This window comes from Microcystis sp. LE19-195.1E, assembly GCF_027532095.1.
GTDB classification, from domain to species: Bacteria; Cyanobacteriota; Cyanobacteriia; order Cyanobacteriales; family Microcystaceae; genus Microcystis; species Microcystis aeruginosa.
The window spans coordinates 1-17,769 of sequence record NZ_JAPZSZ010000297.1; the positions used below are offsets into that span (position 1 = coordinate 1).

17 protein-coding genes and 1 pseudogene are annotated in these 17,769 nt (G+C 43.2%); 4 read left to right on the forward strand and 14 right to left on the reverse strand.

Annotation, left to right across the window (positions count from 1 at the left end; all coding sequences use genetic code 11):
* The first annotated feature begins 33 nt into the window (after positions 1 to 33).
* Positions 34 to 189, forward strand: a complete 156-nt coding sequence (locus O9300_RS16405; protein WP_287972793.1) for a hypothetical protein — start codon at positions 34 to 36, stop codon at positions 187 to 189.
* A gap of 143 nt (positions 190 to 332) precedes the next feature.
* Here the strand turns inward: O9300_RS16405 and O9300_RS16410 are convergent, their stop codons facing one another.
* The 4 genes from O9300_RS16410 to O9300_RS16425 all read right to left on the reverse strand — a co-directional run bounded on the left by O9300_RS16410 (position 333) and on the right by O9300_RS16425 (position 5,820).
* On the reverse strand, positions 333 to 3,374 hold the full coding sequence (locus tag O9300_RS16410) for a tetratricopeptide repeat protein (protein ID WP_287972794.1): 3,042 nt from the start codon (positions 3,372 to 3,374) through the stop codon (positions 333 to 335).
* A gap of 39 nt (positions 3,375 to 3,413) precedes the next feature.
* Complete coding sequence (locus O9300_RS16415) at positions 3,414 to 4,022, reverse strand: COP23 domain-containing protein (protein ID WP_002763038.1); 609 nt, start codon at positions 4,020 to 4,022, stop codon at positions 3,414 to 3,416.
* A 59-nt stretch (positions 4,023 to 4,081) separates the two neighbouring features.
* Positions 4,082 to 5,182: a S1C family serine protease gene (locus tag O9300_RS16420; RefSeq protein ID WP_287972795.1), complete on the reverse strand. Its 1,101-nt coding sequence runs from the start codon at positions 5,180 to 5,182 to the stop codon at positions 4,082 to 4,084.
* A 143-nt stretch (positions 5,183 to 5,325) separates the two neighbouring features.
* The gene (locus tag O9300_RS16425; protein ID WP_287972797.1) at positions 5,326 to 5,820 is read right to left on the reverse strand and encodes a tetratricopeptide repeat protein; all 495 of its coding nucleotides are present in this window, start codon (positions 5,818 to 5,820) and stop codon (positions 5,326 to 5,328) included.
* 178 nt (positions 5,821 to 5,998) lie between these two features.
* Between O9300_RS16425 and O9300_RS16430 the strand changes: the two genes are divergently transcribed.
* Entirely contained in the window at positions 5,999 to 6,556 is a 558-nt protein-coding gene (locus tag O9300_RS16430) for a Uma2 family endonuclease (RefSeq protein ID WP_194013943.1), read from the forward strand.
* 45 nt (positions 6,557 to 6,601) lie between these two features.
* Here the strand turns inward: O9300_RS16430 and O9300_RS16435 are convergent, their stop codons facing one another.
* From O9300_RS16435 to O9300_RS16480, 10 genes are all read right to left on the reverse strand, one after another.
* Positions 6,602 to 6,769 (reverse strand): hypothetical protein, encoded by a 168-nt coding sequence (locus tag O9300_RS16435; protein WP_287972798.1) that lies wholly within the window; start codon positions 6,767 to 6,769, stop codon positions 6,602 to 6,604.
* 139 nt (positions 6,770 to 6,908) lie between these two features.
* The gene (locus tag O9300_RS16440; protein ID WP_002804649.1) at positions 6,909 to 7,220 is read right to left on the reverse strand and encodes a hypothetical protein; all 312 of its coding nucleotides are present in this window, start codon (positions 7,218 to 7,220) and stop codon (positions 6,909 to 6,911) included.
* Complete coding sequence (locus tag O9300_RS16445) at positions 7,217 to 7,561, reverse strand: type II toxin-antitoxin system RelE/ParE family toxin (RefSeq protein WP_192575978.1); 345 nt, start codon at positions 7,559 to 7,561, stop codon at positions 7,217 to 7,219. The genes O9300_RS16440 and O9300_RS16445 overlap by 4 nt, the downstream gene beginning before the upstream one ends.
* Before the next feature lie 23 nt (positions 7,562 to 7,584).
* Entirely contained in the window at positions 7,585 to 7,737 is a 153-nt protein-coding gene (locus tag O9300_RS16450; RefSeq protein WP_192575974.1) for a hypothetical protein, read from the reverse strand.
* 149 nt (positions 7,738 to 7,886) lie between these two features.
* Positions 7,887 to 8,183, reverse strand: a complete 297-nt coding sequence (locus O9300_RS16455) for a type II toxin-antitoxin system HicB family antitoxin (RefSeq protein WP_002788060.1) — start codon at positions 8,181 to 8,183, stop codon at positions 7,887 to 7,889.
* Positions 8,184 to 8,194: 11 nt separating this feature from the next.
* Positions 8,195 to 8,383 carry a type II toxin-antitoxin system HicA family toxin gene (locus O9300_RS16460; protein ID WP_016514488.1) on the reverse strand — a complete coding sequence of 63 codons (189 nt, stop codon included), beginning with the start codon at positions 8,381 to 8,383 and terminating at the stop codon, positions 8,195 to 8,197.
* A 17-nt stretch (positions 8,384 to 8,400) separates the two neighbouring features.
* Entirely contained in the window at positions 8,401 to 11,619 is a 3,219-nt protein-coding gene (locus O9300_RS16465; RefSeq protein WP_287972801.1) for a serine protease, read from the reverse strand.
* Between the two features lie 231 nt (positions 11,620 to 11,850).
* A complete protein-coding gene (locus O9300_RS16470; RefSeq protein ID WP_287972802.1) occupies positions 11,851 to 14,313 on the reverse strand; it encodes a CHASE2 domain-containing protein in 2,463 nt (820 codons plus the stop codon).
* Between the two features lie 15 nt (positions 14,314 to 14,328).
* Positions 14,329 to 15,456 carry a DUF1822 family protein gene (locus tag O9300_RS16475; RefSeq protein WP_287972804.1) on the reverse strand — a complete coding sequence of 376 codons (1,128 nt, stop codon included), beginning with the start codon at positions 15,454 to 15,456 and terminating at the stop codon, positions 14,329 to 14,331.
* Between the two features lie 2 nt (positions 15,457 to 15,458).
* Positions 15,459 to 16,706, reverse strand: a complete 1,248-nt coding sequence (locus O9300_RS16480) for an RNA polymerase subunit sigma-70 (RefSeq protein ID WP_287972806.1) — start codon at positions 16,704 to 16,706, stop codon at positions 15,459 to 15,461.
* Positions 16,707 to 17,173: 467 nt separating this feature from the next.
* On the opposite strand from O9300_RS16480, the pseudogene O9300_RS16485 reads away from it, so the two are divergent.
* A pseudogene (locus O9300_RS16485) lies at positions 17,174 to 17,266 on the forward strand (CU044_2847 family protein); the annotation flags it as partial.
* Between the two features lies 1 nt (position 17,267).
* Positions 17,268 to 17,769: Uma2 family endonuclease (locus tag O9300_RS16490; RefSeq protein ID WP_287972808.1), on the forward strand; the 502-nt coding region annotated here is incomplete at its 3' end.

The following is a 17,769-nucleotide window of genomic DNA, read 5'->3' on the forward strand; positions in this document are numbered from 1 at the left end:
TCAACGAATTGATTTTAATTTAAGTGAAGAATAATGATTAAATCCCATCTCAATTATCTACCAAAATCAGTTAATATTGCGATTCTCAAAATCAAGAAGGAAACCCAACAAAAAAATAAGAGGATCGAAATAGCGATCGCCCTTTTCAAATCCTATAGTAATCAGAGCAATTATCGTCGATTGGATTGACGTAAGGAAACCCAACCATAAACCCAAGGAAACCGAACAAAAAGATTCAGACAGATTTAGGTGTTGGGTGTTGGGTTTCGCTTTTCCTGAGAATTGAGAGGTTTTCTTTAACATATTTATTCGCTCAACCCAACCTACGAAACTTATCCCCCTAATTGTTGTAAAATCTGCATCACCTTTTCATAAGCAGCCATATTATTCTGTTGGAGGAATAATATAGCTGCTTGTTGTAGATCAATTTTTGCTTTTTCGGGTTGTCCTAATATGGCATATAAACCACCACGACCTAAGTAAGCTTGAGCCAAATTAGGATTAATTTCAATAGCTTTGTTGTAGTCAGAGAGGGCTAATTCGTATTTTTTTTGCCCAAAGTAAAGAACCCCCCGATTGTTGTAAGCACTAGCATCATTAGGATTAATGTCAATGGCTTTGCTGTAGTCAGAGAGTGCTAAATCGTATTTCCGCAAGTTATAGTAAAGATTCCCCCGATTGTAGTAAGCCTCAGCATAATTATGATTAAGTTCAATAGCTTTGTCGTAGTCAGCTAAAGCTAAATCGTATTTCTGCTGGTTATGGTAAAGAACCCCCCGATTGTAGTAAGTCCCAGCAAGATTACGATTAATTTCAATAGCTTTGCTGTAGTCAGAGAGGGCTAAATCGTATTTTTCTTGGAGACGGTAAAGAACCCCCCGATTGACGTAAGCCTCAGCTAAATTAGGATTAATGTCAATAGCTTTGCTGTAGTCAGAGAGGGCTAAATCGTATTTCTGCAAGTCAGTGTAAAGAAGCCCCCGATTGTTGTAAGCCTCAGCATAATTAGGATTAAGTTCAATGGCTTTGTTGATGTCAGAGAGGGCTAATTCGTATTTCTGCTGGTTATAGTAAAGACCCCCCCGATTGTAGTAAAGTATAGCAAAATTAGGATTAATTTCAATGGCTTTGTCGTAGTCAGCTAAAGCTAAATCGTATTTCTGCAAGTCTTTGTAAAGATTCCCACGATTGTTATAAGCATTAGCATGATTAGGATTAAGTTCAATAGCTTTGTTGTAGTCATCTAATGCTAATTCGTATTTTTGTTGGCGACGGTAAAGAATCCCTCGATTGACATACCAAGCAGCACGGGGAGCGAGATCAATTGCCTGAGTAATCGCCGCTAATCCCTCATCATAGCGTTTTAATTCACTTAATACTGCCCATTTCTCATTATAGTAATTGGGGTTATTGGGAACCAGAGAAATCGCCTGATTAATCACCGTTAATGCTTGCTCATAATTTTCTCTGGCTTCTCTTTCTGTACCTGCAATTTTTGAGAAGTCACCTAAAAAGCGATAAACTACACTTTGCCGTTGTAAAATACTACTGTGAAACTTCTTTAAATTTTCCCGTTTAGGTAAGGTATTAATCGCTTGTTGCAAAGCTTCTATAGCTGGTTGATGTTCGCGTAATTCAAATAACGCTAATCCCTTACCATACCAGGCTAAATAGACATTATCGGGGTCATTTTGCTTAATCGCTTCATCAAAGGCTTTAATTGCTTCCTGATCCCTTGCTAACCGCCATAATTGTCCCCCCCTTTGTATCCAAATATCCGCCTTCGCATTGGTATTAGGGACAATAACACCAGTAATCGCTTGAATAATTTCTTGTTGTTGTTGCGGACTAACTTGGGGTTGAGCAGTGGTTAATAATTGCGGTTTTACCTTCAATCTTTCTTGCAATCCGATAAAAGTGCTAATAGGAATCCCTAAACTATACCCTAACTGAATTTCCGTTACCCCTGCTCCTTCTGAACGTCCATGAATCCCTATTACTCTCCCCTGGGAGTCTAAGACTGCACCGCCACTCATGCCCCCAAATGTGATGCTGGTATAAACTAATTCATAGCCTTCGGTTAAAGAAGCAACACTTTGTAATGTTCCCCCTTGTTTATTCCTTAAAGGACTTTGGCGGGTTTGTAGTAATCCCCGTTCTTTCTCGTCAATTGTACCGCCACTAAACAACCATTTCGAGGGATTTTGTCCAATTTTGGCGAAGCCTGCGGCAAAAACAAAATCATCGGTATTTGGGTTATAATTCGCTATTTCCGCAACGGGATAATTGTCCAGGCTTTCAAACTGAAAAACTGCTAAATCTACCCCTTCCTGCCGGATGATGGTGCTTTTCTCGATGTTTCGAGTTTTGCCGTCGCTGGTGACGACGGTGTAGGTGTTATCGGGACAAGGTTTACTTGCAGCATCTTGACTTTCTTCCTTCTCACATAATACATGGTCTGCGGTTAAAACCGTGTAAATATTGCCTTTTTTAGCAATAATTACGCCACTTCCATTGGCTGTACTGCTACTATCAATCCGCACGGTGAAACCCTTGGCTTTTGTTTCTAATTCGGCGATATAGTCAGTAGGGGCGGTGGTTTCTATATCGGGGTTCACCTGCGGTAGGGGTAGGTTATAGGCGCTGAGGATTTCGGGACGGATGTAGGTTAATAGGGTATGAAGGGAAATGCCCCAGTTAACCGCTCTCATCTGTTGGATTTCCGCGTCTGTGGGTTTTGTACCGTCCTCGTAGATGTAGTTAGAGAGAATCGGATGGGCCGATCGCCCGTTAATGCCGATTAACTCATCCTCGAAAAAGATACCACCGCCACTCATTCCCTGCACGATATCGCCACTATAACCGACGCTGTAGCCCTCTTGGAGGGGTCGATCGCTTGTTTGTTCAATTTTCCCGTTATCGGTGGTGTACTGCCCCGTTTCTGCGGAATAACCGGTTACAGTGATATCTAGTTCCGCATCCGGGGAAATGGCGCGAATTTTAGCGATCGGATAATCCCGGGTATCGCTAAACTCCACTAGGGCCAGATCCTTATCTTTTAAAAGGGAATTCGGCGCGATCGAGGCTGTGCGGGTTTGGCCGTCGTGGGTTTGGATCTGTAGGGTGGTCGCGCCGCGGGTAACGTGAGCGTTGGTCAAAACGAGGTATATACTGCCTTTTTTCCCGATAATGATTCCCGATCCCCGATTTATCTCGCTAGTAATCTTAACAGTGACTTGACGGATCGATCGCTCGATCTGCGCGTCTGGGCTGTCTTCCGCCACGATCGCCGGAGCAGAGAAAGGGGATAGCGCTTTAACCGGTACGACGGGCAGAAGTAGGAGGCTTAGGAGTAGGGGAAAGGGTTTCAACATGATTATTATGGGGAAATTCGGGGTAAAACAGCGAAAATTCTAGCGGGTGGGAACGCAATTATTTTGCGGGCCAGCAGATCTCGTACCACAGGGTGCGTCGCGATCGGCGAGTGGTGCTTTGGCGAAAAACTCCGTCATCGAGATATAGGTTTTATCTCCGGAATTCTGGAGGAGCATATCCGAGCTTTTCCCCTCTAGGATGTCCATGAGTTGTTGCAAGACTAAATCTGGATTGTCGTGGGGTTTAAGGGTAAAAAGTTGGCTATTACCATCGCAGGGATCGCCGGATCGTGAAACGCTGCAGATGATCGGGTATCCCTTCGCCCGGCCGGTGGTGAGATAGTTAAAACGCCCTTGATTATAGGCTTCCTGGAATTTTTTCGTGACTTCCTCGCAACGAACCGGGGAACGTTTGGAGAAATATTCCGATTTCCAGCCGATAATCCGCACATTGCCGCTCCTTTGGGGAATCCAAGCGAGGGTAGCGGGGATTTTTCCTCCCGATGCGCGATCGAACACCTCTTTACAGAAGAAGGTGACGCCATTCGGGGTGGTCGATTGGCTGAAACCGGGGGCGATACCACCGAGGAGGACAGTGGCGAGGAGGCCGACGCAAGCGAGACGGTGGGAAATATATCTAGAGTTCATAGGGATAGTTCCTCAGAAAATAGGGATTAGAATCGTGATTAGGGTCAAAATGGGATTATTTAAGGGTTAGCGGCGGCGTTGAGGGTGTAGCGACCCGATTCACCCCCTTCGCGAGAGGTAGCCACTAGGATATAAACTCCATCGGCGGGTAATTCGGTTACGAGTCGAGCGTTAAAATCCCCGGGGGCGCGATCGACGCGCTGGTCACTACGGGCGACCTGTGGGTATTTTGTCCCCTCGGAAGATTGGAGAACGCGATAGAGGACAAGATAGGGAGCGATCTCGTTGCTGTTCATATCCAGAACGATTTTCTGTCCGGCACGACCCTCGAACCCGTAATATTGTTGGTTTTGGTCTTTGGTCAAGTTGCCTTGAATGGTCTGACCGTTAAGAGGGAGGGCGAGTAACTGTATCCGCTCTTGCTGTCCTAATGTTGAGACGGTGGAGACATCGCCTGTTTTAACTGCGGTGAGGAAAGCTTGCAGGCGATCGAGGGAAACGGCGAAATTAATGCCGCTCTGGGTAAGGCCGATCGGGTTTCCCGCACCGTCGTAAACGTAACTCCCGATATCGCCTGCGACGTTAACCCCCACCACTTCCCCCCGTGAATTCAAAAGCGGCCCGCCGGAATTGCCTTTGTTGATATTAGCGTTGTGTTGCACAATGCCTTTTTCGGGGTCGAGACGGCTGATAATGCCCTGGGTGAGGGTGTTTTGATAGTCCTCGTTTAAGGGTGTGCCGATGGCGAAAACGCTTTCGCCGACTTTGGCGGAGTTCGGACGGGCGAGGGGAAGATAGGGCAGGTTTTGGCGGTTATAAATCCGCAGGACGGCTAAATCCACGCCATTTTTAGCGAAGCCGATCACGTCTGCCGAGGCCTGCTGTCCGTTGGAAAATTTCACCGTCACCACCCGGGGGCCGTCCGCAACAACGTGGGCGTTGGTAATGATGATACCGTCGGGACTGACGAGAAAGCCGCTACCGTGGCCGCTGCCATTTTTGACGGTGACGACGGCGGGGCTGGCTTTCTGATAGACTCTAGAAGCGGTCTGCTCCTGGGCGAGGATGGGTGGAATGTTTTCCATCAGGAAGTTTCCTGGTTGAACGAGTAGGCCAGTGGTGGCCAGTAGCACCGATAGGGTGAAAGTAATTGGTTTCATCGGATTGGCTCCTCTTTAGTCGAGGGATACTTGCAAGGATGTTATCGTTGGTTTTTTTCCAATTATGCGATCAAGTTTTAAGTCCTCAGATTGCTTTTTTTACAAAAGTTTAGAGGGGGAGAGCGATCGCTCTCCCTTGCAACTTACGCACCTATCTGCCGTAGTGCTTCTATGGCGCTGTTGTACATTTCCGTGTTTCCCTGCTGGCGAAATAATTCGGCGGCCGTTGTTAGATCGGCGATCGCATTTTGTCTCTGGTTAAATGCGAGATGGACGATACCCCGGAAATGGTAAGCGTAGGCAGCGCGGGGGTTTAGTCGGATCGCGGTGTTCAGGTCTTGAAACGCCGGCCGCCATTGTTCGCGAATCGTGTAAATCATGCCCCGACCGAGGTAAGCTTCGGTATAGTCTGGATCGAGTTCGATCGCTCTGGTGAATTGAGCGAGGGCGAGATCATATTTTTCCTGTTGGATGTAGTTAATTCCCCGGTTAAAGTGGGCGATCGCTTCTTTGTAGTTCGCTTGAGTGATCAGGGTTTCGGCTGGTTGTCGGCTTTCTAGGGCCATAACGGGGCGAACAGTGGCGAGGGTGGAGAGGCCGATTAGGCTGACGGTGGTAAGAAGGGCGAAGGATTTCATGGGTAGTGCCTCGGTGAGGGTGATTTGAGCTTCTACCTAATTCATCGGTTGCTTTTTTGGGAATATGCAGAATAGGGCGATCAATTTTTTTTCCTTTCGGGTACAAAAGGAAAAAGCGCGGCAATCGGGAGAGCTTTGTTATCATTTAGTGAAAAATACTTGTTTTTTTTGATGCAATATGGTAAGCAAATCCCCGACGATTACTGATGCGGAATTAATTCGCCTCAGTTGTCAGAACCCGGAATTACGCTTTGAACGCAATGCAGATGGAACCTTAGTCACTATGGCACCGATCGGAAGTATTTCGGCGAATCGAGAACTGAAAGCCGGCGCTCGCCTGCTCTACTGGGTCGAACAGAACGGGTTAGGAGAGGTATTTAGTTCTAGCGGCGGTTTTAAACTGGCCAATAGCGCGGTACGCTCTCCCGATGTGGCTTTCGTGGCGAGAGAACGTTTACCGTCCGGTTGGCAGGAAAGGGAGGATGAATTTCTCGATCTCGCGCCGGATTTCGTGATCGAGATCCGTTCTAAAACCGATAGTTTATCCAAGTTAAAGCGGAAAATGGAGGAGTATCGGGAGAACGGGGTGAAGTTAGGATGGTTGATCGATCGCCACAATAAACAGGCTTTCGTCTACCGTCAGGACGGGACGATTACCTGTTATCCCGAGAACGCGATTTTAAGCGGGGAAGATGTGGTTCCGGGGTTCACCCTAGCGCTAGAAATCTTGCTGTAAGATCGATCGCTTTTTTCGGGGTGAGATTCAAAATCGATCGAGTATCTAGACCGCGCCTAATTGCCGTAGGAATTGCAGGGCTTTTTCGCGTGCTGGCGCGTTCCCTTGCTGGCGGAACAGTTCGGCGGCTTGTCGGAAATCCTCGATCGCTTTTTCCTTGTCTAGCCGATAGACGTAAGGAAACCCAACAATAAACCCAAGGAAACCCAACAAAAAGGAAACCCAACAATACACCCAAGGAAACCCAACAAAAAGATTCAGACAGATTTAGGTTTTGGGTGTTGGGTTGCGCTTTTCCTGAGAATTGAGAGGTTTTCTTGAACATATTTATTCCCTCAAACCAACCTAGGAACTACGGGCGCTCACTACTTAATTTAATCACTTGTTGCTCAGGAAATTTAAGGGTAAGTTCCCATTCTCCCCCTAATTCCCTCATCATACGGGTTAAATTTTCTAGGGTAAGATGTTGTTTTAAATCATCCGATTTTGCTGAGAAACAGGGCTGTTCACTTTCGCTTTCCGTGATTTCTTCAGAAGAAAGTCCTAGGCGTTGAAGAAGTTCATCAATGATTTGCATTTCTTGTAAAAGCTCTTGGGTTTTAGCTTCAATTTTTGCCCTTCTTTCAGAGGGCAGTTTATCCATTTCTTCATCAAAGGTAATCATAGATTTTGCTCCGTTAAGGTTTTTAAATAGGCTTCAAATCTTTTTTCAGCGATGGGAATGTTTTTTTCATACCATCTTTTATCGCCAGTTTTATTTCCTCCTACTAGCATGATAGCTTGACGGATAGGATCGAAAGCAAAAAGCACTCGCCAAGGTTGTCCTTGATGCTGTACTCGCAATTCTTTAAGGTTGGGGTAACGACTGCCTTGAAGAGTGTCAACATAAGGTCGTCCTAACAAGGGTCCTTTTTGTTTAAGTAGCCCAATATAAGCCAAGATTGAATCTTGTACAGTTTCTTCTTGTTCGTATAGCCAATCTCGAAAGGCTTCATCAAAGATAATATTCTATTCCATCTTTTTTTCTCCTAATTTTTACTCATTTCTTGGCGAATCATGCTGATTAGTTTTTGAGCTTGTTGATAACCTGCTTCATTCCCTTGTTGTCGATCAATTTTTGCTTTTTCGTTTTGTCGTAATATGGCATATAAAAGACCACGACTACGGATTATAGTAATCATAGCAATTATCGTCGATTGGGTTGACCCAAGGAAACCCAACAAAAAGATTCAGACGGATTTAGGTGTTGGCTGTTGGGTTTCGCTTTCCCTGAGAATTGAGAGGTTTTATTTAACATATTTATTCGCTCAAACCAAGCTAGGGACTGCACCTAGTTTTTTACACACAATTCCTGATGGTTTAAAATAGCTTCTGATACCTGAATGAGTAGAAAAGCGATCGCATCTTGATGATCCGCGTCGGTTAAAATGGTTTCGAGGGTGCTAGGGGTGGGAATTTCGTCCCCATCTGCCAACATAAAGGAAATATGACCTTTTAAGGCTTCAGTTGCCATTTTTTTCGCTTCTTCGATGGTTTCTCCTGCACTAATACAACCCGGAAAGTCATAAAATTGTACCCCATAATCACTATGGTTATCTTTATGAACGGTGGCTAAATAAGTAATCATTGATTTCTCCTTTATCGTAATTTAATACTGGCTTGTTTTTCGATACTGATTAGGGTTTTAAGGGGAATATCCTTTTTAGGGTGAGGAACAGTCACTTTCCCTTTTTTATGGGGATGTTTAAAATGATGATGACTTCCTGTTGTACCTACTTGATACCATCCCTCATCCTTCAGTTTTTTGATAATTTCTCGACTTTCCATAATTGATGATTTCTATTTCACCCCCCTAATTGTTGTAAAATCTGCATCACTTGTTCATAAGCAGCCATATTATTCTGTTGGCGGAATAATATGGCTGCTTGTTGTAGATCAATTTTTACTTTTTCGGTTTGTTTTAATTCGGCATATAAAATACCACGATTGGCGTAAGCCTCAGCTAAATTAGGATTAATTCTAATAGCTTGGTTGTAGTCAGAGAGGGCTAATTCGTATTTTTTTTGCTCAAAGTAAAGAACCCCCCGATTGTTGTAAGCGTCAGCATAATTAGGATTAATGTCAATAGCTTTGCTGTAGTCAGAGAGGGCTAAATCGTATTTCTGCAAGTCTTTGTAAAGATTCCCCCGATTGTTGTAAGCCAAAGCAAAATTAGGATTAATTCTAATAGCTTGGTTGTAGTCAGCTAAAGCTAATTCGTATTTCTGCAAGTTATAGTAAAGATTCCCTCGATTGTAGTAAGCATTAGCATCATTAGGATTAAGTTGAAGGGCTTGGTTGTAGTCAGCTAAAGCTAAATCGTATTTCTGCAAGTTTTTGTAAAGAATCCCCCGATTGGTGTAAGCCTCAGCAAAATTACGATTAAGTTGAAGGGCTTGGTTGTAGTCAGCTAAAGCTAAATCGTATTTCTGCAAGTTTTTGTAAAGAATCCCCCGATTGGTGTAAGCCTCAGCAAAATTACGATTAAGTTCAATGGCTTTGCTGTAGTCAGAGAGGGCTAATTCGTATTTCTGCTGGTTATAGTAAAGAATCCCCCGATTGTAGTAAGCACCAGCATCATTAGGATTAAGTTCAATAGCTTTGTTGTAGTCAGAGAGGGCTAATTCGTATTTCTGCTGGTTAGAGTAAAGATTCCCCCGATTGACGTAAGCATAAGCATAATTAGGATTAATTCTAATAGCTTGGTTGTAGTCAGCTAAAGCTAATTCGTATTTCTGCTGGTTATAGTAAAGAATCCCCCGATTGTAGTAAGCCATAGCAAAATTACGATTAAGTTCAATAGCTTTGTCGTAGTCAGCTAAAGCTAATTCGTATTTTTTTTGCTCATAGTAAAGAATCCCCCGATTGACGTAAGCCCCAGCAAAATTAGGATTAATTTCAATAGCTTTGTTGTAGTCAGAGAGGGCTAATTCGTATTTTTGTTGGTTATAGTAAAGAACCCCCCGATTGCTATACCAAACAGCACGGGGAGCGAGCTCAATTGCCTGAGTAATTGCGGCTAATCCCTCATCATAGCGTTTTAATTCACTTAATACTCCGCATTTCTCGTTATAGTGATTGGGGTTATTGGGAACCAGAGAAATCGCCTGATTAATCACCGTTAAGGCTTGCTCATAATTTTCTAAATAGCGATAAACAACACTTTGCTTTTGTAAAATACTACTGTGAAACTTCTTTAAATCTTCCCCTTTAGGTAAGGTATTAATCGCTTGTTGCAAAGCTTCTATAGCTGGTTGATATTTATCTAACTCACCTAACGCTAATCCCTTCCCATACCAGGCTAAATAGACATTATCGGGGTCATTTTGCTTAATCGCTTCATCAAAGGCTTTAATTGCTTTCTCATACCTCCGTAACCGCCATAATTGTCCCCCCCTTTGTATCCAAATATCCGCCTTCGCATTGGTATTAGGAACAATAACACCTCTAATCGCTTGAATAATTTCTTGTTTTTGTTGCGGACTAACTTGGGGTTGAGCAGTGGTTAATAATTGCGGTTTTACCTTGAATCTTTCTTGCAATCCGATAAAAGTGCTAACGGGAATCCCTAAACTAAACCCTAACTGAATTTCCGTTACCCCTGCTCCTTCTGAACGTCCATGAATCCCTATTACTCTCCCCTGGGAGTCTAAGACTGCACCGCCACTCATGCCCCCAAATGTGATGCTGGTATAAACTAATTCATAGCCTCCGGTTAAAGAGGCAACACTTTGTAATGTTCCTCCTTGTTGAGTGCTTAAAGGACTTTGGCGGGTTGCTAGTAATCCCGTTTCTTTATCGTTAATTATACCGCCACTAAACAACCATTTCGAGGGATTGTCGCCAATTTTGGGGAAGCCTGCGGCAAAAACAAAATCATCGGTATTTGGGTTATAATTCGCTATTTCCGCAACGGGATAATTGTCTCGGCTTTCAAACTGAAAAACTGCTAAATCTACCCCTTCCTGCCGGATGATGGTGCTTTTCTCGATGTTTCGAGTTTTGCCGTCGCTGGTGACGACGGTGTAGGTGTGATCGGCACATCTGGTGGTGCCTTTGATTTTTTCGCAGAAGACGTGATCGGCGGTTAAAACCGTGTAAATATTCCCTTCTTTAGCGATAATGACACCGCTACCGTTTCCACCGCTCGTACTATCAATCCGGACGGTGAAACCCTTCGCTTTCGCTTCTAATTCGGCGATATAGTCAGGAGGGGCGGTGGTTTCTATATCGGGGTTCACCGGCGGTAGAGGTAGGTTATAGGCGCTGAGGATTTCGGGACGGATGTAGGTTAATAGGGTATTGATGGAAATGCCCCAGTTAACCGCTCTCATCTGTTGGATTTCTGCGTCTGTGGGTTTCGTACCGTCCTCGTAGATGTAGTTAGAGAGAATCGGATGGGCCGATCGCCCGTTAATGCCGATTAAATCCCGCTCGACAAAAATGCCGCCGCCACTCATTCCCTGCACGATCTCGCCACTATAACCGACGCTGTAGCCATCCCGGAGGGGTCGATCGCTCACCTGTTCGAGGGTTCCCTTTGTCGTCCGATACTGTCCCGTTTCGGCAACATATCCCGCAGCCACCACTTCTAAACCGATCCTGTTTTGATTGATGGTAAACTCCGCGATGGTGGCGATCGCATATTCCCGGGTATCGCTAAACTCCAGCAGAGCGAGATCTTGATTCTCCGATAGGGAATTGGGGACAATGCGGGCCGCACGGCTGTGGCCGTCGTAAGTTTGTACCTGTAGGGTTTTCGTGTTGCGGGTAACGTGGGCGTTGGTTAGGATAAGGTAATTATCGCCTTTTTTAGCGATAATTGTCCCCGATCCCCGATTTGTCTCGCTAGTAATCTTAACGGTGACTCGTTGTAGGAATTGCTCCTCGGTAAGCTCCCGATCGCCCTGTGCCGTCAGAATGGGATGATTAGAAATATTTCCGGCAGCCGGGGTGACAAGGGTTAACCCGGGTTGAGGCAGTAGGGAGAAAAGAAGGATGAGGGCGATCGAAGGTTTGATCATGGCTGTTACCTAGGGTTTGCTGAATAAATGTGAAATGTAGGCAAGGTAAGAGTTTTGTCGTTTTTCTCGTGAAACAGGTGCAAGATTTTGAGAGAATCGTGCTTCAAAACCTTGCGTCTTCATCGGCCCGGGTCCTGTAGGGGCGAAGCATTCGGGCAATAACCTATCGGTGAAACCGGAGATTTTCTATCCGAATGCTTCGCCCGTACTTTTTCAGCAAGCCTTACCTTGCTATTTTAAGTAGTAAGAACGAAGAAAAAAGAAGATACCGGAGGTGGTGAGAAGTGCGATCGCTGGGGGAATAATCGGAACCCAGAGACCGAAATAACTAAAGAGAAGCCAACCGATACCAGTAAGGGAAATCACAGCGATCGCCACTGTCAAAAGTACCGTTTTTACCCGAAGAAAACGCCACGTTAATAATCCCCCCACCAGGGACCAACCCAGCACCCAGAAAGCCTCCTGTAGGGGATTCCAAAAAGCGATCGAGGTACGTTTTCCTTCCATTGTATCGAGAATTTGACTGACTGCGTGCGCGTGCAAATAAACCCCCGGAATTGCTGCCGATGGGTTGCGACTAAAGGGGGTTAAAAAATCATCGATCCCGGGTTCTGTTACTCCAATCAGGACAATTTTTTCCCGGACTGATTCGGAATTAAAACGCGGATCTAAAACCTGTCGGAGAGATTTTTTCGGGGCAATTTTTATGATTGCATCGATGCCATTATCGGCGATTCGACGGTAAGCGAGCATAACTTGACGGCCGGATCGGGTATCGGATTGACTGGTTCTGTAGGGGCCGCGGTTGGATTGTAGCCAGTCACCGAGATGAGTATCCCCGATATTAATTTCTAGAATTCCCCGCTCCAGTTTATTGCAGTCAAAATCTTGATTCTGGGATTCTAGATATCGTTTGGCAATTAGGAGACTAAAACTAGGAGCATAATCTTTAAAATTACAGGACATTGAGTCAACTTTGGCCAAAGAATCCGGGGGAAGACAGGGAGAGGTGCGATCGAGTTTTGCCTGATATAAAAAACGACGAATTCGGGGAACTCCGGCAATGGTTTCGTCTGGGACTATGTTACTAAAACCACTCTGATTTTTTGGCAGTTCCGGTGGTGGGGGAAATCCGTCCGGTTGCGGGTAATTATTAAACTTACAAATCGAGATAAAATTAGGAGTATTTTGTAATTGTTTGGCTAGGGGTGGATAATCTTGACTGGCAGCGATGGGACGGAGGATATCTAAGGCGATAATTTGCGGTTCGTAGGGCAGTAATTTATTTAAAAGCTGCGATAATGCTTCTCCTGCGAGGGAACGTTTTTGATCGCTTCCTGGTATTGTTGGTCTTTTCATACCCATGCGATCTTGATAGGCCCAATCTTGGCGATCAATGGTAATAATTAATAATCTTTCATCGGGTTTATCTTTGGGTTTTAGTTGCATCAGGCGATCATAAATATTTAATTCTAAGGGTTCTAAAATTCCCGTTTCTCTTATTGCCAAGACTGTCATCGTTACGGCTAAACCTAAACCGAAAGTTAGAGCAAATCGTCGCCAATTTTGTTGTTTTTGAGGGGAGTTACTGAAACTATGCCAAGTGGGGGGTTCTTCGGTGGGATTGGGGCAAACTACGGGCAGCCAACTGGCACAGGGATAGTCTTTTTCCCAGTCATCGTGGAGATTTTTTTGGGCTTCATGTACGGCACTATAGAGAGATTTATTATTGGTAAAAGCGGTTAAAAAGTATTGCAGAAATTTGGGAGAAACAGGATCGGGTAATTTCTCGCGCATAAAGATTAGATGGGGTAATGCCATCCCTTTTTCCCGTGATAGTTGTTGTGCTAAACCGATACCATCACAGGAGTTAAATATCGCTAACTTTAACCCGTTTTTAGTAGCTTCTCCCAGAGAAAAGCTAAAATCAGCTATCTTTAATTTATGAGTTTCTGTTAGTTGAATTTCGCAATCTTGGCCATCTTCTGTACTGGCACTATGACCGCTAAAAAAGAGGATATTCCAAGTTTCTTGACGCAATAACTGATTTAATTTTTGCGGGTGAGGGGCTTTTTCCCAGATAATTTCGGCTCCTGCTTTTCCCGCAATATCGTCTAAAGTTTTGCGATCTTCTTCGAGAAATCTTAAGTCGGTGGCATAGCCTAAAATGGCTAAAATCCGAATTTTTTCATGATTTCTTAATTGTCTGGTTAAGGTATCGTATTCCGAGACAATAATGGCTATATCTGCGCCAGTATTTTGGAGGATTTCCCATTTTTCCCAGGGGAATCTTTGCAGCCAAATATTATCGGTTTGTAACCAGATACGAAAGTTATTGCCAGAGCGCAGAATTGCGGTTTTGATCGGTTCAAATTCTGGGCTATTATTCAACCATTTGTTTAAGTTATCCTCAAATAATTTGGCTTTTTCTTGGCAGTTTTTAAAAACTAAACTCTGCTGAGAACTATTGGTAATTTGTTGGGGATTGCTATCTTTTAAGACTTTAAAAAATCCCTCTAATTCACTATAGTAACGTTGCCATTGACGGTAAAGAGTTAATAACTCTAAATTAGCTGGTAGCCTTGCTTTGATCACAGTTTGGGGACGAGAATTAAGATCGGGACGAATTTCTAATTTTACTTTAAATCCCCGATCGAATGTGCCATCTAGTTCGAGAGTTAAGAGTTTAATCATTAAGTTTTTCCTCGCTTATACTTGTAAATATTCGGTTACTCTTGCCGATTCTAAGGCCACTTCAATGAAGAATTTATCCCCCAATTCAGCATCAAATCGATAACGAATAAATTCATCGTTATCTGTGGCAATTACTTCTCGAAAAACCTGACCAGTTTCGGTGAGAATAGTTAATTTTAAATGGGGGGGTAAAGTGCTTGTTTCTCCGGTGGGGTAAACAGTCGCTTGTAGGCTAAATACTTCTTCAGTTTTAGCGATAGTAATCATCAAAGCGAGGGAATTTCCCAGTAATTCTATTCCTAAATCTTTGATGCGTTTAATTTCTGTATTTTTGAAAGCTGGAACCAGTGACAGTGAGCTAAAATCGAGGATACTTTGCCAATCAATGGGGAAATTATCAGTAAACCAATTGGTTAACTTGACGGGGGATTTTTGCCGACGGGTAATTAAAATTTTTCTCCAGTTACTATTGACGATAACTGCTGCCCATTCCTGAAAAGTAACGGCTTTTCTGGGAAAGATTAACTGAGGATTAGCTAAGATGTCTAGTAAGGTTGTCAATCTATCTAAAGATAGTTTTTCTTCCATCTTTTCCCGTTCAATCTTAACTGCTTGTAATTGACACTCTCCCCATAAATCGAAAGAATCTGATCCTGATTGCAGTTGATTTCTCGGTAGAGAGTAGTTAAGATTACGCTTAATATATTGTCCTTTTTCCTTAATATCTTTATGGGTAGTAGAACCCCAAATTCTCAGATGACTTTCGGCAGTGTTTACCTGTACCGCTAGATAATAATCACCAATTAATTGAGGAATATCTACCCATTCTTGAGGAATTTCGATCGCTTCTAGATCCAGAGTTTCGCTGGCAATAAATATTACTGACTTTTCGCCTAATTTAACGGTAAAACCATTAACTCCTAGTTGCCAGAAATCTTCTTGATTTTCTACTAAGCTAACCCCAGGCATCCCCGACTGTAGATAGTTAAAAATAACTTGTTGACAGAGATAATTAATATAAAATCTCTGACGAATACTGGCATCGGTAAAACTGGCACTCTTTGCCCAACTTATCTCTTGAATATCTGCGGGTATTTCTAGCCAAATGCTATCAGGAGTTAGTTCTAACCAATCATTAACCATAATTAATCCTCCTGAGTTGTTGCGCTGGTTTGATAGTAGTATGTTAGCCATGGTTCTATTGCTTTACTAATAACTTCTCTATCGTGAGACTGGAAAGAAATATGCAGGTTTTCGCTGGCCCAGGGTAAAAACTTTTTAGCGAGGTGACGATAAACTTTATCCAGTTCCCTAGAAACCTGATATTGTTTGATAACTACCGTGGTGATTTCTGTAATCTTAGCGGCAATTGCCACTTGTCCCAACCCTGAACCATAAGTCATCTCTAGAATTAACTGAATTTGCGGATGCAGTTTTACCTGTTGCGGCTGCTGACAAATCTGTGAAATTTCTGCGCGTAACCAAGCTAGAATTTTTTGGTGGTTTTGTTGCGACTCGCGAAAATTTTCCGCCGCTTCTAACTGCTGCCAAGGGGTATCATGGAGAGTATCTTCGATCATTTCCTCCCTCGTGCTACTTTCCTCACCCCCTAAAGGTTGCTGTAGAGAAATTGTTTTTCCTTGGGGAAATAAATAATCAGAAATAGCTTTTCCCGCATCCTTTAACCATCGGGTAATTGTCGCAGAACTGATTTTGATGGTAGAGTGGCTATCCGAGTTATAAGCAGCGGCGATTTTTTGCCAGATTTCTGGACTAGGTTCCTGAATTTTACCATCGGTTTTTATTTTTGCCTGGGCATAAATTTCTTTATAGTAATCCCAAGCTAAAAGGTAATTTTCGAGAGTTTCTCCCACTAATCCCCTCGCCTGGAGAGCTTGGCTGAGACGCGCTCCGGTAGAATTAAGTAGTAGGCTCCAAGTATTATGGCCGAATGCTTGACTAATCTGACGGATGCGATCGATTAAGCGATATTTAATCCTCTGAGTGGCAAAATTATCGAAGCGAGTGGAGAATAAAGGCTTAAAGTCAGCTAAGATAGCCTCAAAACCAAGAATTCCTTCGTTAAAGTAGTCTTCGATCTGATAATCTAGTTTAGCTTGATATTTTTGATAGATTTCGGCAGCAGCCCAGTAGCAAGGTTCCTGCAAATAAGCGTATAAATGCCCACGGAAAAGATGATTTTGGGAACCGTGATTCTGATACTGTTGCTGAAAGAATAGGGACCAATACTCCTCGGACTCGACATTAGGATCGATTGGGCCATAGCTTTCCATGTTACGACGCAAACGCCGATCGCAATTCCATTCTGTCCTATTTTGCCGCAAAACTAAAAAGCAACAAAACTTCTCCAGCAAAGTCTCTCGTTTTTTCATCTAGCTAGTCCCCGTGGAGGTCAACTAAACTCTCTATCGTTCCACTTCGAGATTTTATGCAGTATTATAGCAGTTATCTTAATGGTGAGGTACAAATTTTTCGTTTTGAGGAGTCGAGAGTCTGGGGAGTCAGGAGTGAGGAGACGATTGTGCAAACGTTTGTATTAATTTAAGAGTCACTGATAATTAGGGTTTGCTGAAAAAGTTTGTTGGTGGGGTTAGGAGTCATACTAAATCCGGTTATTAAAGAATGATTATTTATTCTCCCTTTTGCCTATTGCAAGAGTGCATGAGTGCCTGTCCTGATATGTAGCATAAAGGGATTGGGGGAGATTCGGCTAATCTAAAAATAAGCGATTTAAATACGTCTTAGCTTACAATTATTATTAACTTCGATCAAACAGGGAGTTTCCCAAGTAAGTCCACCCAGTCAGGTTACTTGAGAATTTGGCTGACAAGTTGGGGGTGAAACGGGTATCTCTTTAGTGACCAAAGGTTCAGCACCAGCTAATATTAAAGTTGCTATTGAATGGGAATTTAACCAAGATAAGGGAGGTTAGTATGCAAGTTCAAGTCGAAAAACGGTATTATACACCCGAAGAATATTGTCAGCTAGAAGAAACAGCAGAATACAAAAATGAATATTTAGATGGAGAAATTATTCCTATGACGGGAACAACTACTAATCATAATCTGATTGCTGGTAATTTTTATAAAAATTTTCCGACTAAGATTAATAATGAAGATTATTGGGCTTTTATGAGTGATGTACGGTTATGGATGCCAATATATTGCTTTTATACTTATCCTGATGTAATGGTGATTAAAGGCAAACCATTATATGAAGGAAAAGGCACAAATACTGTAACTAATGCGTTAATTATTGTCGAGGTTTTATCAAAATCAACTAGAGATTATGGCTGCACTGATAAGTTTAAGTTTTATCGCTCAATTCCTGACTTTAAGGAGTATATTTTGATTGATCAATACCGTTATTATGTTGAACAATTTTATCAACAAAATCATGGAGAATGGTTATTTAAAGTTTATGAATCAGAGAATG

Excerpts from the sequence above, each read along its gene's own strand:
- O9300_RS16405 (WP_287972793.1), top strand. The coding sequence starts at position 34 with ATGATTAAATCCCATCTCAATTATCTACCAAAATCAGTTAATATTGCG.
- O9300_RS16410 (WP_287972794.1), bottom strand. The coding sequence starts at position 3,374 with ATGTTGAAACCCTTTCCCCTACTCCTAAGCCTCCTACTTCTGCCCGTC.
- O9300_RS16415 (WP_002763038.1), bottom strand. The coding sequence starts at position 4,022 with ATGAACTCTAGATATATTTCCCACCGTCTCGCTTGCGTCGGCCTCCTC.
- O9300_RS16420 (WP_287972795.1), bottom strand. The coding sequence starts at position 5,182 with ATGAAACCAATTACTTTCACCCTATCGGTGCTACTGGCCACCACTGGC.
- O9300_RS16425 (WP_287972797.1), bottom strand. The coding sequence starts at position 5,820 with ATGAAATCCTTCGCCCTTCTTACCACCGTCAGCCTAATCGGCCTCTCC.
- O9300_RS16430 (WP_194013943.1), top strand. The coding sequence starts at position 5,999 with ATGGTAAGCAAATCCCCGACGATTACTGATGCGGAATTAATTCGCCTC.
- O9300_RS16440 (WP_002804649.1), bottom strand. The coding sequence starts at position 7,220 with ATGATTACCTTTGATGAAGAAATGGATAAACTGCCCTCTGAAAGAAGG.
- O9300_RS16450 (WP_192575974.1), bottom strand. The coding sequence starts at position 7,737 with ATGATTACTATAATCCGTAGTCGTGGTCTTTTATATGCCATATTACGA.
- O9300_RS16455 (WP_002788060.1), bottom strand. The coding sequence starts at position 8,183 with ATGATTACTTATTTAGCCACCGTTCATAAAGATAACCATAGTGATTAT.
- O9300_RS16460 (WP_016514488.1), bottom strand. The coding sequence starts at position 8,383 with ATGGAAAGTCGAGAAATTATCAAAAAACTGAAGGATGAGGGATGGTAT.
- O9300_RS16465 (WP_287972801.1), bottom strand. The coding sequence starts at position 11,619 with ATGATCAAACCTTCGATCGCCCTCATCCTTCTTTTCTCCCTACTGCCT.
- O9300_RS16470 (WP_287972802.1), bottom strand. The coding sequence starts at position 14,313 with ATGATTAAACTCTTAACTCTCGAACTAGATGGCACATTCGATCGGGGA.
- O9300_RS16475 (WP_287972804.1), bottom strand. The coding sequence starts at position 15,456 with ATGGTTAATGATTGGTTAGAACTAACTCCTGATAGCATTTGGCTAGAA.
- O9300_RS16480 (WP_287972806.1), bottom strand. The coding sequence starts at position 16,706 with ATGAAAAAACGAGAGACTTTGCTGGAGAAGTTTTGTTGCTTTTTAGTT.